Raw genomic sequence first — 19,424 nt, 5'->3', positions numbered from 1 at the left:
GGCGGCGGTCAGGCGGTGACGGTCTGGTCCCAGTCGATCAGGTGGCGGTGCACCGGGCCGAGCATCTGCTCGGGCGTGGGGAAGGACGGGGGACCGGAGGGGGCGGCGTCCTCGCCTGCCTTCTTCCGGTTGGTCCGCGCGGCGGCGGCCGCGATGCTCTCCACCCTGGGGCGGCGGAGGTTCTCGTAGGCGGCGAAGGCCGAGGACGCGTCGGGGAGGTCGCGCAGGCAGCGGGCCAGCTCGATCGCGCTCTCGACGGCCAGCGACGCGCCCTGGCCGGAGCTGGACGACGGGGCGTGGGCCGAGTCGCCGACCAGCACCATGCGGCCGCGGTGCCAGTGCGGCACCGGCGGCATCATCTCCATGGGGCCGGTGACGAACAGCTCGTCGGGATCGCTGTGCGCGAGCAGGGTGCTCGCCAGGTCGTCGTCGGTGTAGAGCTCGCGCAGCCGCGCCATCCAGTCGGCCGAGGGCACCTCGCGGGCCTGCGCCGAGGTCATCGGCTCGGCGTGCGGCAGGCTGCCGAACCAGACGATCGTGCCGTCGGGCTGGGCCCAGTAGCCGATGAACGCCGCGCCGAACACGAAGTGCATGACGCCGGGTTCGGCCGGGACTCCGCTGCCGGTGGCGATGCCGCCGAAGCTGAGCACGCCGCCGTACTCGGGGCCGGGCGCGTCCTGGTCGATCAGCGTCCGGACGGTGGAACGGATGCCGTCGGCGCCGATCAGGATGTCGGCGGTCGCGGTGCTGCCGTCGGCGAAGCGGGCGGTGACGCCGGTCGGGGTCTCATCGACGCCGACGAGTCGCTTGCCGTGTTCGACCCGGACCCCGTTGGCCACGGCGTGGTCGTGCAGCACGCGGAAGAGGTCCGAGCGGGCCATGGCCTGGCTGGCCGGCAGGCCGGAAAGGCCTGGGGACTCGACGAACCGGTTGCCCCTGCTGTCGCCCATGACCATGCCGGGCACGGGCTGGCCGACGGCGCGGACCACGTCGTCGGCGCCGACGACCTTCAGCGCGTTGAGCCCGTTGGGCGCGACCGTGAGCATGGCTCCGACGCCGTCCGACGGGCCGGGGTGCGCCTCGTGGACGGTCGCCTCGATGCCGGCCTTGCGCAGTGCCAGCGCCGTGACCGGACCGGCGATGCCGCCCCCGATGACCAGTGCGGTCCTGACCCCCGTCATGTCTGCCTCCGCTGTGTGTTCCGCTCGGTTGATGGATCGATAGTTTCACTGCAACTAGTTCTGAGTCAACTAGTCACTCTGGGGCTATGATCCGTCACATGAGCGCCACAGTCCGCAGTTCGCCGCTGGCCCTGACCGTGCTGGCGTTGCTGGTCTACAAGCCGTTGCACCCGTACGGGATCCAGCGCCTGATCAGGCAGTGGGGCAAGGACCAGGTGGTCAACGTCGGGCAGCGGGCGAGTCTCTACCGGACGATCGAACGGCTGTACGCGGCGGAGCTGATCACGGTCCAACAGACCGAACGGGACCAGCTGTATCCCGAGCGGACCGTGTACGAGATCACCGACGTCGGCCGCGCGGCGGCGCGCGAGTGGCTCGCGGAGATGCTCGCCGCGCCGAGGCAGGAGTTCCCCGAGTTCCCAGCGGCCCTGTCGAACGTGCTGATGTTCTCCCCGCTTGAGGCGCTCGACGTGTTGGAACGGCGTGCGGCGGCGGTCGCCGCGACGCTGGCGGAGATCGACGAAAACCTTGTCGCGCAAGCGAAGTTGCCGCGCGTCAGCATGCTGGAAGCGGAGTACCTGCGCGTGGTGACCGAGGCGGAGCTGAGCTGGTTGCGCGGGGTCGTCGGGCAGCTGCGAAGCGGCGAGTTGTCGTGGTCGCAGGAGGGGGTGCAGGACATCGCGGACGGTCCGTGATGGTGGTGTCAGGCGTCCGCGGTTCGGTCCCTGACGCGCTTGCCGAGGAGGACGAACAGCAGGATCAGCCCGACCGTGAGCAGGATGTGGCCGAGACCGGCGGTCAGCGACACGACAACGGGCACCTCGCTGCCGACCACGCCCTCGCCCGCCGGGACAGCGTGTCGGTCGAGGACCTCGCCGACGTCCCGCTCGTGACCATCGCGGGGAACATCCCGCAGGGCTGGCTCGACCACCACCTGCCGACCAGCACGCCGGCAGGCCAGCCCGTTCCGCAGGGCCCGGCCGTCACCTACTGGCCGGAGGTCCTTTCGCTCGTCGCGGCCGGCAGGGGCGTCACTCCCGTCTCCGCCCGCGCCGCGAAGTACCACACGAGACCCGGAGTCGCGTTCGTCCCCTTCGCGGACGCCCCGCCGGTCGAGTACGGCCTGCTCTGGCCGACCTCCTCGGCGACCAACCGCGTCCGCGCGTTCGTCCGGGCCGCGTGCGAGGTCGCCGGCCTAGACGCTGGCGGCCTCGGCCGGGACAGCCAAGTCCCGCAACGACTCCTGCATCCTGGCCCGGTAGGTCTCCACTGACGCGAGCTTGATCTCCTCGTACCCGCGCACCACGTCCGGCAGGCCGGCGATCCGCACGGCCAAGGCGTGGTTGCCGGCGGTCAACTCGGCGGCCAGCCGCAGCGCGACCTGGACGTACTCGGTGACCAACTCTCGCTCCACGCGGCGGAGCTTCGCGTAGCCGAACGGGTCGGCCGCCGTGCCGCGCAGTCCGCGCAGCGCCCGCAGCACCCGGAACATCGGTCGTGCGGTGCGGCCGAAGGAGATCTTGCGCTGCATGCCGAGCGCGCGCAGCACCGGCGGGTGCAACTGGTACTTCACCCTGGCGCCCGCGCCGAACCGCTCCTGCACCTGACGGTCGAGTTCCGGGTCCAGGTGCAGCCTCGCCACCTCGTACTCGTCCTTGTACGCCATCAGCTTGTACAGGTTGCGCGCCACAGTCTCGGTCAGAACCTGTTCGCCAGCAACGATTCCGCGTTCCGCGCGGGCAACCGAGGTCACGACGTCCAGGTACCGTCGGGCATACCCGAGGTTCTGGTACGCGGCCAGGTCGGGGACGCGGATCTCCAGGATCCGGCGCAGCTCCTCGCCGACCTCGACCGAGCCCGCCGTCGCCGCCTCGACCAGCGCGAGCGCGGCTGTCGCGTCGCGGCTGGCCCGGACCGGTGTCGCGGCCGTCTCCTCGACGGTCTCCTCGGCCAGCCAGTCCGGGGCCAGCACGGACTTGCGGCCCGCGCGGAACGCCTGGACGGTCGTCTTCACGCCGACACCGTTCAGTTCGATGGCCCGCTCGATCGCCTCGGCGGACACCGGCAGCAGCCCCTTCTGGTAGGCGGCGCCGATGACCAGGAAGTTCGCGGCAGCGGTGTTGCCGAACAGGCGCTCGGCCAGGTCCAGCGCGTCCATCGCGGACAACTCGGCGGCGCGGGTGCGCGCGGCGATCCGGCCGAGCAGCGCGCTGCGACCGGGATAGGCCGCCGTGGGATCCGTGATCATCCGGCCCGTCGGCACCTCGCTGGTGGACACCACCGCGACCGTGCGCTCCTTGTCGCACCGGCCGAGGTTCACCTCGGTGGTCGCGGCCAGCGCGTCGAACACCAGATACCCGTCGGCCGCACCGGCCCCGACCAGGCCGGGACGACCCTCGGCGGTCGGGGTGATCCGCAGGTGCGAGACCACGGCGCCGGCCTTCTGACTCAGGCCGGTCTGGTCCAGCGCGCGAGCGTCCAAACCGGACAGCAGCGCGGCCGTGGCCAGGACCTGGTTCGCGGTCACCACGCCGGTGCCGCCGATGCCGACCATCACCAGGTTGGCCGCCGAGGGGCGGGCCGAGGGCTCGGGCAGGTCGGCGGGCAGGTTGGCGCGTCGGACGGCCGGCCGCGTCGCCTTGCCGGCGGGCGCGGAACCCGGCACGACCGTGAGGAAGGACGGGCAGTCGCCGCGCAGGCAGGAGTAGTCCTTGTTGCACGAGGTCTGGTCGATCTGCGTCTTGCGGCCGAACTCCGTCTCGACCGGCTCCACGCTGAGGCAGTTGGACTTCTGGCCGCAGTCGCCGCAGCCCTCGCACACCGCCTCGTTGATCAGCACCCGCCGCTCGGGGTCGGGGGCCTGTCCCCGCTTGCGCTTGCGGCGGGTCTCGGCCGCGCACGCCTGGTCGTAGAGCAGGACCGTGACCCCGGCGGTGTCGCGCAGCTCCCGCTGCACCTCGTCGAGCTGGTCGCGGTGGTGGACCGTGACACCCGGAGCCAACTTCGTGCCACGCGGGTACTTTCCCGGCTCGTCGGTGACGATCACCGTGCGCGCGACGCCCTCGCCGTGCAGCAGCCACGTCACCGACGCGGGGTCGACCGAACCGTCCGCGTGCTGCCCGCCGGTCATCGCGACGGCCGCGTTGTAGAGCAGCTTGAACGTGATGTTCGTGCCGGCGGCGACGGCCTGCCGGACGGCGAGGCTGCCCGAGTGGAAGAACGTGCCGTCGCCGAGGTTCTGGAAGAGGTGCTCGGTGTCGGTGAACGGCGCGGCGCCGACCCAGCTGACGCCCTCGCCGCCCATCTGCGTGAAGCCGATGCTGCGGTCCATGAAGGTGGTCATCGCGTGGCAGCCGATGCCGGCCCCCGCGAGCGATCCCTCCGGCGTCTCGGTCGAGCGGTTGTGCGGGCAGCCCGAACAGAAGAACGGCGTGCGGTTGACCGGGGTCAGCGTCAGCGCGGGCAGCTGCGGGCGCAGCGCGGGGTGGCGTAGGTCGACGTGCTCGCCGCCGACCCGGTCGGCCAGCAGCCTGGCGAGGGCCACGATGATCCGGTCGGCCTCCAGCGCGCCGTGCACCGGCACGAGCGCCCTGCCGTCCGGTCCCTGCTTGCCGAAGACCCTCGGCCGGACGCTCAGGTCGTACAGCGCTTCCTTGATCTGGGTCTCGATGAACGCCCGCTTGTCCTCGACGACGACGATCTCGTCGAGGCCGTCGGCGAAGCGCAGCAGGCCGGCGCGGTCGATGGGGTGGGTCAGGCCGAGCCGCAGCACCCTGATCCCGCGCCGCCGCAGCGCGTCCTCGCCAAGGCCCAGCCGGTCGAGGGCGTCGCGCAGCTGCGCGTAGGTGTGCCCGGAGGCGACCAGGCCGAGCCGGGCCTCGCCGACCGCGCCCTCGATCCGGTCCAACCCGTTGGCCGAGGCGAACGCGGTGGCGGCGGCGAGCCTGCCGTCGAGCACCTCCCGTTCGAGCGCGATGGCCTCCGGGATCGTCACGCCCTGCTTGAAGGTCGGCTGCCACGGCGCGCCGTTCCACTCGAACTCGGGGACGACGAAGTCCTGCTCGACGCCGAGGTCGATCACCTCGTAGGCGTCGCCGACGTTGGTGACGACGGTGAACCCGACCCACGCGCCGCTGAACCGGGACATCTCGAACCCGAACCGGCCCAACCGCAACACGTCGGCGACGTCGACGGGCGCGAGCACCGGCATGTAGGACTCGGCCAGCGCCATGGTCGAGTTCGACGGCAGCGAGGAGGACTTGCTCGCCGGGTCGTCGCCGGCCGCGACGAGCACGCCGCCGCGCGGGGTGGTGCCCATCCAGGTGCCGTGCTTGAACGCGTCGACCGAGCGGTCCACGCCGGGCGCCTTGCCGTACCAGAGGCCGAACACGCCGTCGAAGCGCGGGCCGGGCAGCTGCGGGGCGAGCTGGGAGCCGTAGACGACGGTCGCGCCGAGCTCCTCGTTGACGCCGGGGATGAACCGGATGTCGTGCTCGGCGAGCAGGTCGGCGTGCCGTTCGAGGACCAGGTCGAGGCCGGCGAGCGGGGAGCCTCGGTACCCGGACACGAGTCCCGCGGTGTGCCAGCCCCGTCGCTGGTCGGCGCGGTGCTGGTCGAACAGCAGCCTGCCGAGGGCCTGGACGCCGGTCATCGCGCCGAGGCCGGACGTCCTGCGCAGCACGTCACCCGGCACGTAACCGTCCAGCAGTGCCTCGGCACCGACCGGAGAACCGGTCGCAGCATCGTGCGTCATCGTCGTCACACCTTTCCCACTGCCTGCGCGCTGCGGGCAACTGAAGTGTGCGAGGTGAGCGCTGTGCAAGACTCCGAGAGAAAAGTTGAGCGATTCGCGCAAAAGTGGGTCGGCCGAATTGAGAAGGTTGCGCACCGTGGTCACGTTGAACGGCCTCGATCTCCAGGTGCTGCGGGAGCTCGTGGCGAGCCCGAGGATCGGCATCACCGAACTCGCCGAGCGCCTAGGCATCGCCCGCAACACCGCGCACGCCAGGACGACCCGCCTCGAACGGCAGGGCGTCGTCGGTCACCGGGGGAGGGAGGTCGACTACACCGCCCTCGGCGTCGAGGTCACCGCGTTCGTCACGATGCAGGTCGCCCAGGGCAGCCTCTCCGCCGCGGTCGCAGACATGGCCGCGGTGCCGTTCGTGCTGGAGGCGCACACCATCGCCGGCGACGGTGACATCATGGTGCGGGTCGCCGCACGCAACACCCGCCACCTGCACGAGGTGGTCAACGCGGTGCTGGCCTGTCGGGGCGTCATCCGCAGCACGACGGCGGTCGCGCTGACCGAGCAGATTCCGTTCCGGGTCGGCCCGCTGCTGGACGCCCTTGAGGAGGGTGTGGCCGCCGAGTAGCGCCGGGTCAGTTTTCCTTCGGCGGTGCGGGGTGCACGCCGCCGGGCGGGAGCGGCGGCTCCGGCAGCGGGTGGGCGCCCTCGGCGCGGAAGCCGTCCATGGCCAGGGCCAGGTGTCGGCGCCACGCCCTCGGCGCGGTCCCCGCGGTGATCTCCACGGTCCGCGAGATGCCCCAGATCACGAACGCCAGGTCCTCGACGGTGACATCGGCGCGCAGCACGCCGGCGCGCGCGCCCCTGGTCAGCAGCTCGGTCACCCCGGTCAGCGCGGCCGCGCGCAGGTTCCTGGCGGCGGGGGAGTCGGCCAGGTTGCGGGCGGCCACCTCGTTGAAGCCTCGGTCGTCGGCCTGGAGCTCGCAGACCCCGATCAGGTACGAGGCGAACCCCTGCCACGGGTCGGCGACCGCCAGCGCCTGCCCGGCGAGGTCGACGATCCTCTCCAACCGGTCGAGGAACACCGCCTCGATCAGGTCGGTCCTGGTGGGGAAGCGGTTGTAGAGGGTCCCGTTGCTCACCCCGGCGTGCCGCGCGATGTCTGCCATCGCGACGTCGATGCCCCGCTCGGCGAACAGCTCGCGGGCCGCGCCGAGGAGCAGTTCGCGGTTGCGCTGGGCGTCGCTGCGCAGCGGTCGCGTGGGCTCGGTCGAGGGGGCCATGTCGTGAGTCTATTAGTTGACGGCATCGTCAAGTTCCTGGTTGACTGGGCGAAGTTGACGGCATCGTCATATTAACTCTGGAGGGGGACAACACATGTCCAAGGCCATCGCCGTTTTCGGGGCCGGTCCCGGCCTCGGCCGCTCAGTCGCGCGCCGGTTCGGCCGGGAGGGGTTCCGGGTCGCCCTGGTCGCCAGGACCCAGACCCGACTGGACGCCCTGGTGGGCGAGTTGGCCGGGGAGGGCATCGAGGCGGCGGGGTTCGCCGCCGACCTGATGGATCGGGCCGCGCTGCCGGGCGTCATCGAGGCGATCACGCGGCGGTTCGGCCAACTCGACGTCGTGGAGTACGCGCCGGCCTCGCTCGACTGGATCGAGCGACAGCTCGACGTGCGCGAGGTGACCGTCGAATCTTTCGAGTTCCCGCTCGACCTGCTGCTGCGCACGCCGGTCGCGTTGGTTCGAGAGCTGCTGCCCGGCATGGTCGAGCGCGGCGACGGCGCGCTGCTGTTCGGGCTCGCCGTCACCGCCAGCGCTCCGGTTCCGTCGCTCGCCAACATCGGCACGGCGGCCGCCGCAGCTCGCGGCTACCTACAGAACCTCAACGCGAGCTTGGCGGACACCGGCGTGTACGCGGGCCTGGTGCAGGTGGCGGGGATGATCGCCGGCAGCGACGGTGCCAAGTACGTCGCCGAGAACTGGGACCCCGCCCTGCTGCCCGCACCGCTCGACGCAGCCGACCTGGCCGACGCGTTCTGGGATCTCTACGTGAAGCGGGACCGGTTCGAGGAGGTCGTTGGCGGCGCGGCGCGCTAGCTGCGCCGACTGCCGGTCGGTTTCGGGAGGCGAGTGGGTGCGTGCATACCGACTGACGGTCGGTTTTCTGCGGCTGGCCGTTTGTGTGTACCGACTGTCGGTCTGTTTTTGGGTCGTCGGTGTTGACGTACCGACCGTCGGTCGGTGTGCGCGGTGGAGGGCGGGCGGCGTGCGGGGTTGGGGCGTGCTGTCCGGGTAGTGGCTGCCGGCATACCGACTGACGGTCTGTGTGAACGGGCTGCGGTCGGCGTACCGACTGTCGGTCGATTTTGTGAGTGGTGGTTGGTGGCATACCGACCGTCGGTCGGCTTTGGGGTGAATGGTCGTTTGAGCACAGACCGATGGTCGGTATGTGTGTGAAGGCGTTCGGGGTGCGACTACTGAGGGCCGAGCAGGCGGTGTGGGCCGGGGCCCTTGGCGCCGAGCGCGTCGTTGGGATTGACCAACGCGCACTGCTCGAATGACAGGCAGCCGCAGCCGATACACTCGGTGAACCGGTCCCGCATCCGCTCCAGTTGCTCGATGCGGGAGTTGACCTGCTCGCTCCAGCACTCGGACGCCCGCTCCCACATCGCGCGGTTCGGGGCCTCGTCGGCGGGCAGGTAGGCCAGTACCTCCCCGATCACCGACAGCGGAATCCCGACGCTCTGCGATGCGCGCACGAACGCGACCCTGCGCAGCGTCGCGCGGCTGTAGCGGCGCTGGTTTCCCGACGTGCGCTTGCTGTGGATCAGGCCCTCGCGCTCGTAGAACCGCAGTGCCGAGGCGGGGACGCCGCTGCGGTCGGCCAGTTCGCCGATGGTGAGTTCGGTGGCGGTCGGTGCGAGTTCGGCCATGTCGGTCACCCTGGGTCCGCAGTGTTCCGGCAGGTCTCGACCATGGTCGAGGTCCGCGACGCGGTGGTCAGTTCTCGATCCAGCCGTACTTCTCGGCCAGGCGCGCGAATTCCTGGCGCACCCGAAGGATCTGCGCGCCGGTCAGCGTCGGGTCGGCTTTGATCAGCACCTCGGTGATCTCCTGCTGGAACTCCGCGCTCGGCAGCACCTCGCACAGTCCGTCGCCGACCTCGGCGACCGAATGCGGCTGCCCGGCCGGCACGCCGGCGGCCTGCTCCACGACGCGCACGCCCGTCGCCTTCAGGCCGCGATCGCCGCCGGTGACCTGGAACTCGACCACCGCGCCGGGACGGACGAGATGCTTCTCGTCGACGAGGTCGTTCGCGTGCAGGAAAACGTCCTCGCCACCGGAATGCGGTGCGATGAAACCGTAACCGCGCACCTGGTCAAAACGCAGAACCCGACCCGTAACCACCAGTACCCCGCCTCGAAACGTGCAGCGTCTCAATCAGACATCGGCCGGAGGCTACCTCGGGTCAGGAAGGTGAACAACCTGGCCAACCCCGGCGCGTCGCGGCCGCGGCCCACCCGAACGAGTAGCGGGTCGGTCACGCCAGCCACCTGAGCTGCCCGCGCTTCGCGGCCGCTCGCCACGCCGAGGGAAACGCGGCTTCCGCGTCGTCCGCCCGATTGTGTTCCCGTTCGTGCAGCAGCCCGAAGGTGAAGGAGTTGTCACCGGACAGGTGCGTCTCGACGGCGAGCTGTCGCAGCTCGCCGCGCGCCAGCACGCTGTCCTGGTGGTCGCCGAGCAGCCGCTGCAACGCCTTCGCCCGGCGCGCGGATCGCTTGGGGCCCTTGCCGAGCACGGGAACCGCCGACTCCGCGGTGTAGCGGAACCGCTTGGCCTTCTTGCGCACCTCGTGCAGCGCGCGGTCGAGTTCGTGGCCCTGGTCGAGCCCGTCCGTCGCCGCGGTCGCCCTGGCGAGCGTCCGCCAGGCGCGCCCGGCCAGCTCGGGCAGCACCCCGGCCGCGCGGCCCTCGGCCAGCGGGGTGAGCGGCGGGTTCGCCAGCAACTCGTCGAGCGCGTCGAGCAACGCCAGGTAGCGCGGGCCGTCCAGCGCGGCGAGCACGTCCGCGCGCGCCGACGCCGCCCTCCCGGCGAAGTGCTCGACCAGCCTGGCCCGCACGTTGCCGAGCACCAACTCGTCCGGCAGTTCCGCGACGGCGTCGACGAACCTGCGCTCCAACACCTCGAGATCCCTTGCCTGGCCGAGCACGCCGGCCAGCCAGCGCAGCTCCTCGGTCAGCATCCTGGTGTGCTTGCGCGCCACGACGCTGCCGTAGGCCTGGAGCGTGCTGCGCAGCCGCCTGGTCGCGACCCGCATGCTGTGCACCGAGTCCGGCTCGTCCTGCCGCACCCTCGGGTCCTCGCGCTTGATCCTCGCCACCTGGGTCCGCAGGTCGGCGAGCACGACCTGGCCGGCGGTCGACCTCCGGTTCGGCGCGGACCGTGCCGGCGCTACCGGGACCCGATTTCCCAGTAGCCGCACCAGTTTCGGGCGCCCGTCGGAGGGCAGCACGCCGGCGCCGCGCAGCCTGGCCCCCACGGTGTCGAGCAGGTCGCGGTCGCCGCCGAGCAGTTCGACCTCGACCTCGCGCCAGGAGTCCAGCGTGGCGGACTCGCCGAGCGTCTGCGCGGACACGTCGTCCGAGGCGACCTCGGCCGCCGGGTTCCCGTCCGCGTCGAGCAACGTCCAGCGGCGGCGGGCCGTGCGCAGGTGCACCACCGGGATCAGGCCGGCGCCCCGGGAGTACGCGCGAACCAGCTCGGCGAGTTCCCTCGGCACCCGCTTGCCCGTCCGACCAAGCGGCACCCGCAGCTCGTCCCTGGAGTCCTTGCCGGCGGGCAACTTCAGGTGCCATCCGGCGTCCGAGCCGCCGGTCCGCCTGCGCAGCGTGATGCCGGCGGCGGCCAGCCGCAGGTCCGGGGTGTCGTGGTAGACGGCGTCCAGCGACAGGTCGTCCGGCGGGCTCGCGACCGTGACACCGGGCAGGTCGTCCAGCGCCGGCAGTGTTCCCCCGGCCGGCAGTTCGTACTTGCGTTCGGTCTCACGGGTTCGGGTGGCCATCTGACCTGAATACCCGGTTCCGCTCGGCGGTAATCATTCGACGCGCCGGCTACGGCAGGCGGAACAGGACGCGCACGGTCGTGCTGTCCGGCCCGGTGTGGACGCGGACGAGATCGGCGAGCTGGTTCACCAGCAGCAGTCCTCTGCCCCGGAACTGGTGGACCGAGATCGGGCGACGACCGGCGAGGGGATCGCGCAGCACGCCGGGGCCGTGCGCCTGGCAGACGAGGTGCCGGTCCTTGGCCCAGAACGCCATCGTGACCGGATCGTCGCGCCGCGCGGCGTCGAGGACGACCTCGGCGCTGTTGGTGGCCAACTCGGTCACGGCGAGCAGCAGGTCGTCGAGCCGGTCGCCGACCATGCCACGCGACGCGGCCTGGGCCACGGCGAAGCGTCGGAGCGAGACGAAGTCGTTCGGGCGCACCAGGCAGGTCGCCGCGGTGGGCGGCACGGGCAGCGGCTCGTTGTAGTCGGCCAGCACGCGGTCCGGCGCGTAGTCGGGGCTCGTCCTGCTGCCGTCGGTGTCCAGCAGCATCGGATGCGTCCTGAACGCGTCGGCGATGGCGACGGCGTCGAGCGCCACCGCGTCGTACGGGCACAGGATGCTGACATCCCTGTCCTTGAACGCGAGGTTGATCAGCGCCTCGTGTTGGGCGCAGGCGGGATACTCGCTCGCGGAACGGCTCGCCCAGACCGGTTCGCCGATGATCCGCACGTGGACGCCGTCGTGCTTGTCCGCGAACGCGCGCAGCACCCCGGGGATGATCCGGCCGGGGTTGCGACCGGCCTCCGTCATGTCGATCATCAGGACTCGTTCGGCCGCGTCGCCAAGGTGGGAGCGCAGCAGCGTCAGGTTTCCCGGGGGAACGACGACGGCGACGGGCTGGCCGGCGGCGAGCCCGTCGAGCACGAACGGGACCGTCCCGGCGAGGTACTCGGCGGGGCCGCGGTAGAGCAGGGCGGGGTGGTGGAGCGACCCCACGATCGTCGGCGCGTTCATCTGCTGCCCATCTTGGTCTTCGCCGTCCGCGGGATCACCTGGCGCAACTGAGCGTTACGGCTTGTCGGTGATCTCCCTCCTCAAACGGACGCCATTTCACCCTACCGAGTCCGATGTGCGCATGCAGCGCGATGGATACGACCTGGTAGCGACACACGGGGACTCGACGCTAGATTGACCGCCAGCAGTTGAGCAGACAGCTGCACCACGCTTCGTCAGCGGCGACCACACCGTGGTTTCCCCTGTCATGCGGCGGTAGCCCACACTGTTTGCCCGCGTACGCTTGGGCGCCAGATGCGCACCATCCCGGAGGCCTTACGATGTCCCAGCACTCGCCCGAGCTGATCCGAGTGAGCCTGGCTTGGCCGGATCCAGCGACCGTCGTGGTCGCAGTGGCCGGCGAGGTCGACATGAACACGATCGACCAGGTGCGCACCGGATTGTCGGAGGCGACCGGATCGCCCGCCGCGACGCTGGCCGTGGTCGATCTCACCAAGGTGACCTTCCTCGGCTCGGTCGGGCTCAGCGCCCTGGTCGAGGCGAGCGAGGCGGGGGAGCAGACCGGCTGCCGGCTGATCATCGTCGCCGACCAGCACGCCGTGCTGCGGCCGCTGGAGGCGACCGGCCTCGCCGAGCACTTCGTCATCCACGCCAGCGTCGCCGACGCCGTGACCGCCGGCACCGGGTCCATCTAGCACTCGGCCAGCGGTGTGACGCGGGCGAGAGGCCCGCGCCACACCGGTGACTCGGGTGGGTCAGTAGTAGTCGCGCATCAGTTCGGTGGACCAGTCGGGCTGGGACTGCGCGCCCTGCGGGCCGAACTCGGCGAGGTAGGGCTTGACGTCCAACACCGGTGTGCCGTCGATCGCGTCGAGGCCCTCGACGAGCACATCGAGCCCGGTCACCCCGAGCAGGCGGCACCGCGACACCCCGAGCCGGTTGGGCCGGTTCTTGCCGCGCTGCGCGAAGATGCCGACCAGCGGCCAGTCCTGGTTGCCGCGCGGGTGCCGCGCGGCAGTCTGCACCGTGGCCGGGTCGACCAGATGGAACACGAACACGATCTCCAGGTGGGAGAACTCGGTCAGGCCGGCCAGCGCGGCCTCGGTGAACCGGTCGCCGTCCAGCCGGATCACCGCCCGCTCGCCGCCCCAGTCGTCGTCGACGGCCGCCTCCCGGCCTCCGACGACCGTGCCGACCGGCCGCATGGTCAGGTCCTGCGTCACGCCGTGACCTCCGTTTCCTAGACGCGGATCAGCCGCGTGGTGACATCGTTCAGCTCGATCGCGCCATGATCGCCGACGACCACAGTGCCGCCGAGATTGACCAGGTGACCGTCCAGCACGCAGTTCGGCTCGAACGCGAAGGTCATGCCGGGCAGCAGCGGCAGCTGCCCGCCGACGGTCGGCACGGTGAACAGCTGCCCGTAGTCCTCGGCCTCCGGCAGGTTCGTCAGGCCGCCGCCGAACCCGCACACCGGGCCGTACGGATTGAGGGTGTGCACCATCGGGTGCACGTTCCAGCCGCCCGCCGCCGTCAGCGGTGCCAGCATGGCGTCCACCAGCTGACCGAAGCTGTTGCCTGGCCGCAGCGTCGCCAACCCGGCCTCGTAACTGGCCCTGGCGATCGCGGCCGCCCGCTCGGTCTCCGCGCTCGCCGCGCCGACCTGGATGGCGACCTGGTGCTGCGTCTCCCGCATGCCGAAGCTGGTGAACACCTCGGCCTGGATGATGTCGCCGTCCTCGATGATCCTCGGCGCCTGCGGCCGGTACTGCCACGCGGGCGGACCCCAGCACGCGTAGCCCTTGCCGGACTGCAACAGCATGCCCGGCGCGACCGACCCGAGCCGGAACGACTCGGTCATGCCGGCCGCGTACACCTCGGCCTCGGTGACACCGGGCCGCGCGACCTCGGCCATCGCGTTCGCCATCGCCTCGCCGATTCCCGCGGCGTGCCGGACGACGGCGAGTTCCTCCTCGGACAACCGGATGGTGCGCATCGAGAACGCCAGCTGCACCGGCTTGAACGTCGCGTCCGGCAGCTCCCGCAGCACCTCCGACCACAGGCCGTAGGGCATGATCGGGTTGAAGTGGAACGGCGGGTACGGCTCGAGCCCGAGCACGCCGACCGCGGCCTTCTCGAGACCGAACTCGCGCAGCACCTGCACGACACCGGCCGCGTGCTTGGCGACCCGCATGTTCTTCGGCTCGGTCCAGCACGCCTCGCCGCGCCGCCGCGCCTCGATGTGGTCCTCGACGTGCATCGGCGACCACACCAGCGAGATCGGGTCGGCGTCCTTGGCGAAGATCACGATGGATCCCGGCCGCTCGTTGGTGAAGTAGACGTCCGGCGCGAACTGCGCTGGACCGGTGGACTCGTGCTCGCCGTAGGCCACCAGCGCCTGCACGCCCTCGGCGTCCATCAGGTCGCGGGCCAGCGCCCAACGCCGGTCACGTTCTGCGATCGAGTAGGTCGGAATCTGTTCCCCCATGGCGGTTTCTCCTTTGCGTGGCCCGAAACTCCGATCCGGGCCGGGCGGCGGTTCGTGCTGATCAGGACGCTATGGCGCGGGAGTGGCCGAGCGGATCGGGCGGATGACCGGGTTCGGATGACCTTGCTCGGGTACGTTCGCGACCGTGCTCTATGGACGGTCCGAGGAACAACGCGAGTTGGGTCGCCTGCTCGCCGACGCCCGGTCCGGCCGCAGCAGCGTGCTGGTGCTGCGCGGCGAGCCAGGGGTCGGCAAGACCGCCCTCCTGGAGCACACCGGCCGAACCGCGGCGGACACCGGTCTGCGGGTGCTGCGCGGCGTCGGCGTGGAGACCGAGGCCGAGCTGCCCTTCGCCGCCCTGCACCTGTTGTTCCGCTCGGTGCTGGACCGCATCGGAACATTGCCCGGTCCGCAGGCGTCCGGGTTGCGCGGCGCGTTCGGCCTGGACGCCGCGCCGCGCGCCGACCGGTTCCTGATCGGGCTCGCCGTGCTGACCCTGCTGTCCGAACTCGCCGAGGACGGCCCGCTGCTGTGTCTGGTCGACGACGCGCAGTGGCTGGACACGGCCTCGGCCGAGGCGCTGCTGTTCGCCGCGCGACGGCTGGAGGCCGAGGGTGTCGCGCTGGTGTTCGCGGCGCGGGACGAGCACAGCGCGTTCCCGTCGGCAGGCCTGCCCGAGCTGCGGTTGCACGGGCTCGACCAGGAGTCCTCGTCGGTGCTGCTCGCCGAACACGCCCCGGACATGCCGGCCAGGTTGCGGGACGCGGTGCTCGCCGAGACCGGCGGCAACCCGCTGGCGCTCATCGAGCTGGCCGGCCGAGGGGTGGCCGATTCGGCGGCGGCCGGGGTGTTCGGGCTCGGGGTTTTGCCGTTGCCGCAACGCATCCAGGACGCCTACCGCAAGCGCATCGACGCCCTGCCGGTCGAGACGCGGACCGTGCTGCTCGTGGCGGCCTGCGACGACACGGGGCGGCTCGACGTCGTGCTGCGGGCCGCCGCGACGCTCTGGGTCGAGCCCGCCGCCCTCGCGCCGGCCGAACGCGTCGGGCTGGTCACCGCGCGCGGCCAGGCCATCGAGTTCCGCCATCCGCTCGTGCGCACCGCGCTGCGGCAGGGCGCGGTGCTGTCCGAGCGGCTCGCCGCGCACCGGGCGCTCGCGCGCGTCCTCGACGGTGAGCAGGACGTGGACCTGCGGGCCTGGCAGTACGCGGCGGCGGCGACCGGGCCGGACGAGCCGACCGCGTCCGCCCTGGAACGCGCGGCCGAACGCGCCAGGGACCGCAGCGGCTACGGCGCGGTCGCCGCCGCCTACGGTAGGGCCGCCGCGCTGAGCGTCGACCCGGTCGCGAAGGTGCGCAGGCTCGCCGTCGCCGCGGAGGCCTCGGCGTACGCCGGCGACGTCGACCAGGCGCGGGCGCTGGCCGCCGTGGCGATCCGGGAGACCACCGACCCGCTGATGGTGGCCAGGCTCGCCTATGTCAGGGCCACCACGCAGTTCCGCGACGGCACCGACGACAGCGCCTTCCCTGACCTGGTCGATGCGGTCGTCCCGATCATGGCGGAGCACCCGAGGGTCGCCGACGGGATGCTCGCCGAGACGATCCAGTACTGCTGGCTTGTCGGCGAAGCGGACCTCGGCCGGCGCGCCACCGAACTGTTGTCTCGGCTGTCGCCGGACGCCGACGGCCCGATGCAGCTCGGCCAGCTCCTCGGCAGCGGCCTGACCGTCGGCTGGCCGCCCGGCGACCTCGAACGGCTCCGGGTGTGGGCCGAGCGCGCCGAGACGCGCGAGGTCAGCTTCTCGCACCGATCCATGCTCGCCGCGCTGCTCCTGCTGACCGGCGACTACCGGCGGACCTACCACCAGGCCGCGCGGATGGCCGCCGACTGCCGCACGCACGGCGTGGTCGGCTGGCTGCCGCTGTCGCTGATCTACCAGTCGGTCGCGCAGCTGTTCGCGGGGCTGCACCGCGACGCGCTCGTGTCGGCGACCGAGGCGCTGCGGATCGCCCGCGACACCCGACAACACCACAGGGCCGTGCACGTGCACGGGGTACTGGCCTATGTCGCGGCCCGAAGGGGAGCCGAGGACGAGTGCCGCGCGCACGCCAACGAGTGCCTGCTCGGCACCGAGCTGCTGCGGCGCGCGCCGGGTCCGTCGTGGGCGCACGCGGCGCTGAGCCTGCTCGACCTCGGCGCCGGACGGTACGCGGCCGTGCTGGACCGGCTGGAGGCGTTGTTCACCGGGCCGCTCGGCTACCAGCTGCCCATCACCAGGAGCATGCCGGACTGGATCGAGGCCGCGGTGCGGCTCGGCCGACCCGACCGGGCCGCCGAACCGTTGGCGCGCCTCATGGCCTGGGTCGAGCACATCGGGCAGGACTGGGCGGACGCCGTGCTGGCCAGGTGTCGCGGCCTGTTGACCGACGGCCCTGCGGCGGAGGAGAGCTACCTGGCCGCGCTCGCCCTGCACGGCAGGGACGACTGCCCGTTCGAACGCGGCAGGACCGAGCTGGTCTACGGGGAGTGGCTGCGGCGGCAGCGCCGCCGCGCCGAGGCCCGCACCCAGCTGGGCCGCGCCGTCGAGGCGTTCGAGCGCGTGCAGGCGATGGCGTGGGCGGACCGCGCCCGGACCGAGCTGCGCGCCACCGGCCAGACCCTCGCGCCGGCCTCGGGCGCCGCGAACCGGCTCAACCAACTCACCCCGCAGGAGCTCCAGGTCGTCCGGCTGGCCGCGACCGGCGTGACGAACCGCGAGATCGCCGCGCAGCTGTTCCTCAGCCCGAAGACGGTGAGCTACCACCTGTACAACGCGTTCCCCAAACTCGGCGTCGCGACCAGGACGGAGCTCGCCAGGCTGGATCTGGACACCGCGGCGCGGCAGGCGTGATCTGCCCTGGGCGGCCGGGGCGGGGTGAGCGCGCGGTCACCGCGCGTGTCCGGGCCCGCGCACCGGTCGCCGGGCGCGCACCGACGATGCGATAACCTCAACCGGCCGCGAGCGTCGGCCCGACCAGCGCGAATCTGTCTAGTGCACGAGCTATCGAGGATGTGCGATGCCCAGGACTCTGGTGCGGGATCTCCCCGCACACATCGGCGAGCGTGTGACCGTCTACGGATGGATCAACACCTCCCGGCTCCAGCGCAAGATGCAGTTCGTCCTGGTGCGTGATCACACGGGCATGGTTCAGGTCACCAACAAGCGCACCGAGCCCGCCTCGGAGACCGAGGAGACCTTCGAGCACGCCGCCATCGAGTCGGCCGTGAAGGTGACCGGCACGATCGTGGAGAACCCGATCGTCAAGCTCGGCGGCATCGAGCTGGTGCCGGACTCCGTCGAGGTCGTCAACGCGGCCGACTCGCCGCTGCCGATCAACGAGCTGACCGGCATCGACCAGCGTCTCGACTGGCGTTTCCTCGACCTGCGCAACCCGGCGCGGACGCTGATCTTCCAGGTGCAGACCACGGTCGAGGCCGCGCTGCGCGAGTTCGCCTACGGCGAGGGCGCGACCGAGCTGCACACGCCGAAGTTCATGGGCACCGCCTCGGAGTCGGGCGCCGAGGTCTTCAAGGTGAAGTACTTCGACCGCACCGCCTACCTGGCGCAGTCGCCGCAGTTCTACAAGCAGATGGCGATCTCCGGCGGCATCGACAAGGTGTTCGAGATCGGCCCGGTGTTCCGCGCAGAGCCGTCGTTCACCTCGCGGCACGCCACCGAGTTCACCGGTATCGACCTCGAGCTCGCCTGGATCGACGGCGTCGAGGACGTCATGTCGTTCGAGGAGCGCATGCTCGCGCACGTGCTGGCCGAGGTGAAGGCGAAGCACGGCGAGGCGATCCAGGAGCTCTTCGGCGTCGAGGTCGTCGTGCCGGAGCTGCCGTTCCCCCGCATCACCATGCGCGACGCGATCGAGCAGCTGACCGAGCAGGGCTGGAAGCCGGAGAAGGTCAAGGGCGACCTCGACCCCGAGGGCGAGCGTTCGATCTCCGCGCTGGTGCAGGAGAAGTACGGCCACCAGTTCGTGTTCATCACCGAGTTCCCGATCGGCGTCCGGCCGTTCTACCACATGCGGAATGCCGACCGGCCCGAGGTGACCGAGAGCTTCGACCTGCTCTGGAAGGGCATCGAGATCACCACCGGCGCGCAGCGTGAGCACCGCTACGACGTGCTCATGAAGCAGGCCGAGGAGAAGGGCATGGCCACCGAGCCGCTCAAGCCCTACCTCGACTCGTTCCGGTTCGGCACGCCCCCGCACGGCGGCCTCGGCGCCGGCCTGAACCGCATCATGATGGTGCTGCTCGGCGTCGACAGCATCCGCGAGACCACGTTCCTGTTCCGCGGCCCCAACCGCCTGGAGCCGTAGTACCAAGTTTCGCCGGCGTGCCCCCTCGACCCCTGCGGTCGAGGGGGCACGCTGCTGTGCGGCGATCGTGTCCGGCCGCGTGCACATGATCTCGCTGTAGCCCTGGTCCTCAGCGTCGTACGCGGCGACGGTGTCGAGGAACGCCTGCTCCTGCGTGGTCGGCGGCTGCGCGGCGAAATCGGCCGCGATGACCGCCGAGGTGATCTGCACGCCGACGACCTCGCCGGGGCACAGCGCGCCGAGCCACTGCGTCACGCCGCCGCCGATATCGCCGCCGACGGCCCCGAACCGTTGGTAGCCAAGGGTCTTCGTCATCAGCTCGTGCCAGGTCTCGGCGACGCCCCTCCTGGTGAACGTCGTCGAGGACGTCGTCGGACACGGCGATCTGGAACGGTGTGGCTGTCATGATTCCTTCACTGAGAGTGTGTGTCGTGGACGGACACTCCCAGTGCGGTTCAGCCCGCGAAGGCGAACGCGCCGGCGAGGAGTGCCCGGTTGGAACCGGTTCCGGTCATCGGGCTCACCTCCTCACGTAGTCGCGGCGTGGACGCAGCGTACCTCAGACCGAACCGGACAGGCCGAGCC

General features: G+C 71.3%; 17 protein-coding genes. 8 read left to right on the top strand and 9 right to left on the bottom strand.

Annotation, left to right across the window (positions count from 1 at the left end; all coding sequences use genetic code 11):
• Nucleotides 1-8 precede the first annotated feature (8 nt).
• Nucleotides 9-1,181: an FAD-dependent monooxygenase gene (locus F0L68_RS24500; protein ID WP_149852137.1), complete on the bottom strand. Its 1,173-nt coding sequence runs from the start codon at nt 1,179-1,181 to the stop codon at nt 9-11.
• 98 nt (nt 1,182-1,279) lie between these two features.
• Here F0L68_RS24500 and F0L68_RS24495 point away from each other — a divergent pair, with 98 nt between their 5' ends.
• Complete coding sequence (locus tag F0L68_RS24495) at nt 1,280-1,876, top strand: PadR family transcriptional regulator (protein ID WP_149852136.1); 597 nt, start codon at nt 1,280-1,282, stop codon at nt 1,874-1,876.
• Nucleotides 1,876-2,454, top strand: coding sequence for a LysR substrate-binding domain-containing protein (locus tag F0L68_RS24490; protein ID WP_223199099.1), 579 nt, complete (start codon nt 1,876-1,878; stop codon nt 2,452-2,454). Before F0L68_RS24495 ends, F0L68_RS24490 begins: the two co-directional genes overlap by 1 nt.
• Here the strand turns inward: F0L68_RS24490 and F0L68_RS24485 are convergent.
• Complete coding sequence (locus F0L68_RS24485; protein ID WP_149852134.1) at nt 2,377-5,934, bottom strand: indolepyruvate ferredoxin oxidoreductase family protein; 3,558 nt, start codon at nt 5,932-5,934, stop codon at nt 2,377-2,379. The two genes, F0L68_RS24490 and F0L68_RS24485, sit on opposite strands and share 78 nt — an antisense overlap.
• A 136-nt stretch (nt 5,935-6,070) precedes the next feature.
• Here F0L68_RS24485 and F0L68_RS24480 point away from each other — a divergent pair, with 136 nt between their 5' ends.
• Nucleotides 6,071-6,553: an Lrp/AsnC family transcriptional regulator gene (locus tag F0L68_RS24480; RefSeq protein WP_149852133.1), complete on the top strand. Its 483-nt coding sequence runs from the start codon at nt 6,071-6,073 to the stop codon at nt 6,551-6,553.
• 7 nt (nt 6,554-6,560) lie between these two features.
• Here F0L68_RS24480 and F0L68_RS24475 read toward each other — a convergent pair whose 3' ends face one another.
• Nucleotides 6,561-7,208, bottom strand: a complete 648-nt coding sequence (locus F0L68_RS24475) for a TetR/AcrR family transcriptional regulator (protein WP_149852132.1) — start codon at nt 7,206-7,208, stop codon at nt 6,561-6,563.
• 94 nt (nt 7,209-7,302) lie between these two features.
• Here F0L68_RS24475 and F0L68_RS24470 point away from each other — a divergent pair, with 94 nt between their 5' ends.
• Entirely contained in the window at nt 7,303-8,022 is a 720-nt protein-coding gene (locus F0L68_RS24470) for an SDR family NAD(P)-dependent oxidoreductase (protein ID WP_149852131.1), read from the top strand.
• A 377-nt stretch (nt 8,023-8,399) separates the two neighbouring features.
• On the opposite strand, the gene soxR is transcribed toward F0L68_RS24470, so the two are convergent.
• The 4 genes from soxR to F0L68_RS24450 all read right to left on the bottom strand — a co-directional run bounded on the left by soxR (nt 8,400) and on the right by F0L68_RS24450 (nt 11,987).
• On the bottom strand, nt 8,400-8,858 hold the full coding sequence (gene soxR / locus F0L68_RS24465) for a redox-sensitive transcriptional activator SoxR (protein ID WP_149852130.1): 459 nt from the start codon (nt 8,856-8,858) through the stop codon (nt 8,400-8,402).
• A 67-nt stretch (nt 8,859-8,925) separates the two neighbouring features.
• Complete coding sequence (locus F0L68_RS24460) at nt 8,926-9,333, bottom strand: cold-shock protein (protein WP_149852129.1); 408 nt, start codon at nt 9,331-9,333, stop codon at nt 8,926-8,928.
• 133 nt (nt 9,334-9,466) lie between these two features.
• Nucleotides 9,467-10,987 carry a CYTH and CHAD domain-containing protein gene (locus F0L68_RS24455; RefSeq protein WP_149852128.1) on the bottom strand — a complete coding sequence of 507 codons (1,521 nt, stop codon included), beginning with the start codon at nt 10,985-10,987 and terminating at the stop codon, nt 9,467-9,469.
• Between the two features lie 49 nt (nt 10,988-11,036).
• Nucleotides 11,037-11,987 carry a sensor histidine kinase gene (locus F0L68_RS24450; protein WP_149852127.1) on the bottom strand — a complete coding sequence of 317 codons (951 nt, stop codon included), beginning with the start codon at nt 11,985-11,987 and terminating at the stop codon, nt 11,037-11,039.
• 320 nt (nt 11,988-12,307) lie between these two features.
• Between F0L68_RS24450 and F0L68_RS24445 the strand changes: the two genes are divergently transcribed.
• Entirely contained in the window at nt 12,308-12,682 is a 375-nt protein-coding gene (locus F0L68_RS24445; protein WP_149852126.1) for an STAS domain-containing protein, read from the top strand.
• A gap of 60 nt (nt 12,683-12,742) precedes the next feature.
• Here the strand turns inward: F0L68_RS24445 and F0L68_RS24440 are convergent, their stop codons facing one another.
• Nucleotides 12,743-13,210 (bottom strand): SAM-dependent methyltransferase, encoded by a 468-nt coding sequence (locus F0L68_RS24440; RefSeq protein WP_223199091.1) that lies wholly within the window; start codon nt 13,208-13,210, stop codon nt 12,743-12,745.
• A gap of 17 nt (nt 13,211-13,227) precedes the next feature.
• A complete protein-coding gene (locus F0L68_RS24435; protein WP_149852125.1) occupies nt 13,228-14,475 on the bottom strand; it encodes a M24 family metallopeptidase in 1,248 nt (415 codons plus the stop codon).
• Between the two features lie 145 nt (nt 14,476-14,620).
• Here F0L68_RS24435 and F0L68_RS24430 point away from each other — a divergent pair, with 145 nt between their 5' ends.
• The 3 genes from F0L68_RS24430 (at nt 14,621) to F0L68_RS42620 (ending at nt 19,137) form a co-directional block, all read left to right on the top strand.
• Nucleotides 14,621-17,365, top strand: a complete 2,745-nt coding sequence (locus F0L68_RS24430) for a helix-turn-helix transcriptional regulator (RefSeq protein ID WP_149852124.1) — start codon at nt 14,621-14,623, stop codon at nt 17,363-17,365.
• Between the two features lie 166 nt (nt 17,366-17,531).
• Nucleotides 17,532-18,839, top strand: a complete 1,308-nt coding sequence (gene aspS / locus F0L68_RS24425) for an aspartate--tRNA(Asn) ligase (RefSeq protein ID WP_149852123.1) — start codon at nt 17,532-17,534, stop codon at nt 18,837-18,839.
• A gap of 130 nt (nt 18,840-18,969) precedes the next feature.
• Entirely contained in the window at nt 18,970-19,137 is a 168-nt protein-coding gene (locus tag F0L68_RS42620) for a hypothetical protein (protein WP_188316793.1), read from the top strand.
• Nucleotides 19,138-19,424 lie beyond the last annotated feature (287 nt).

This window comes from Solihabitans fulvus (assembly GCF_008386585.1).
In the GTDB taxonomy this organism is placed as follows: Bacteria; Actinomycetota; Actinomycetes; order Mycobacteriales; family Pseudonocardiaceae; genus Solihabitans; species Solihabitans fulvus.
This window is presented reverse-complemented; position numbering and strand designations above follow the sequence as displayed.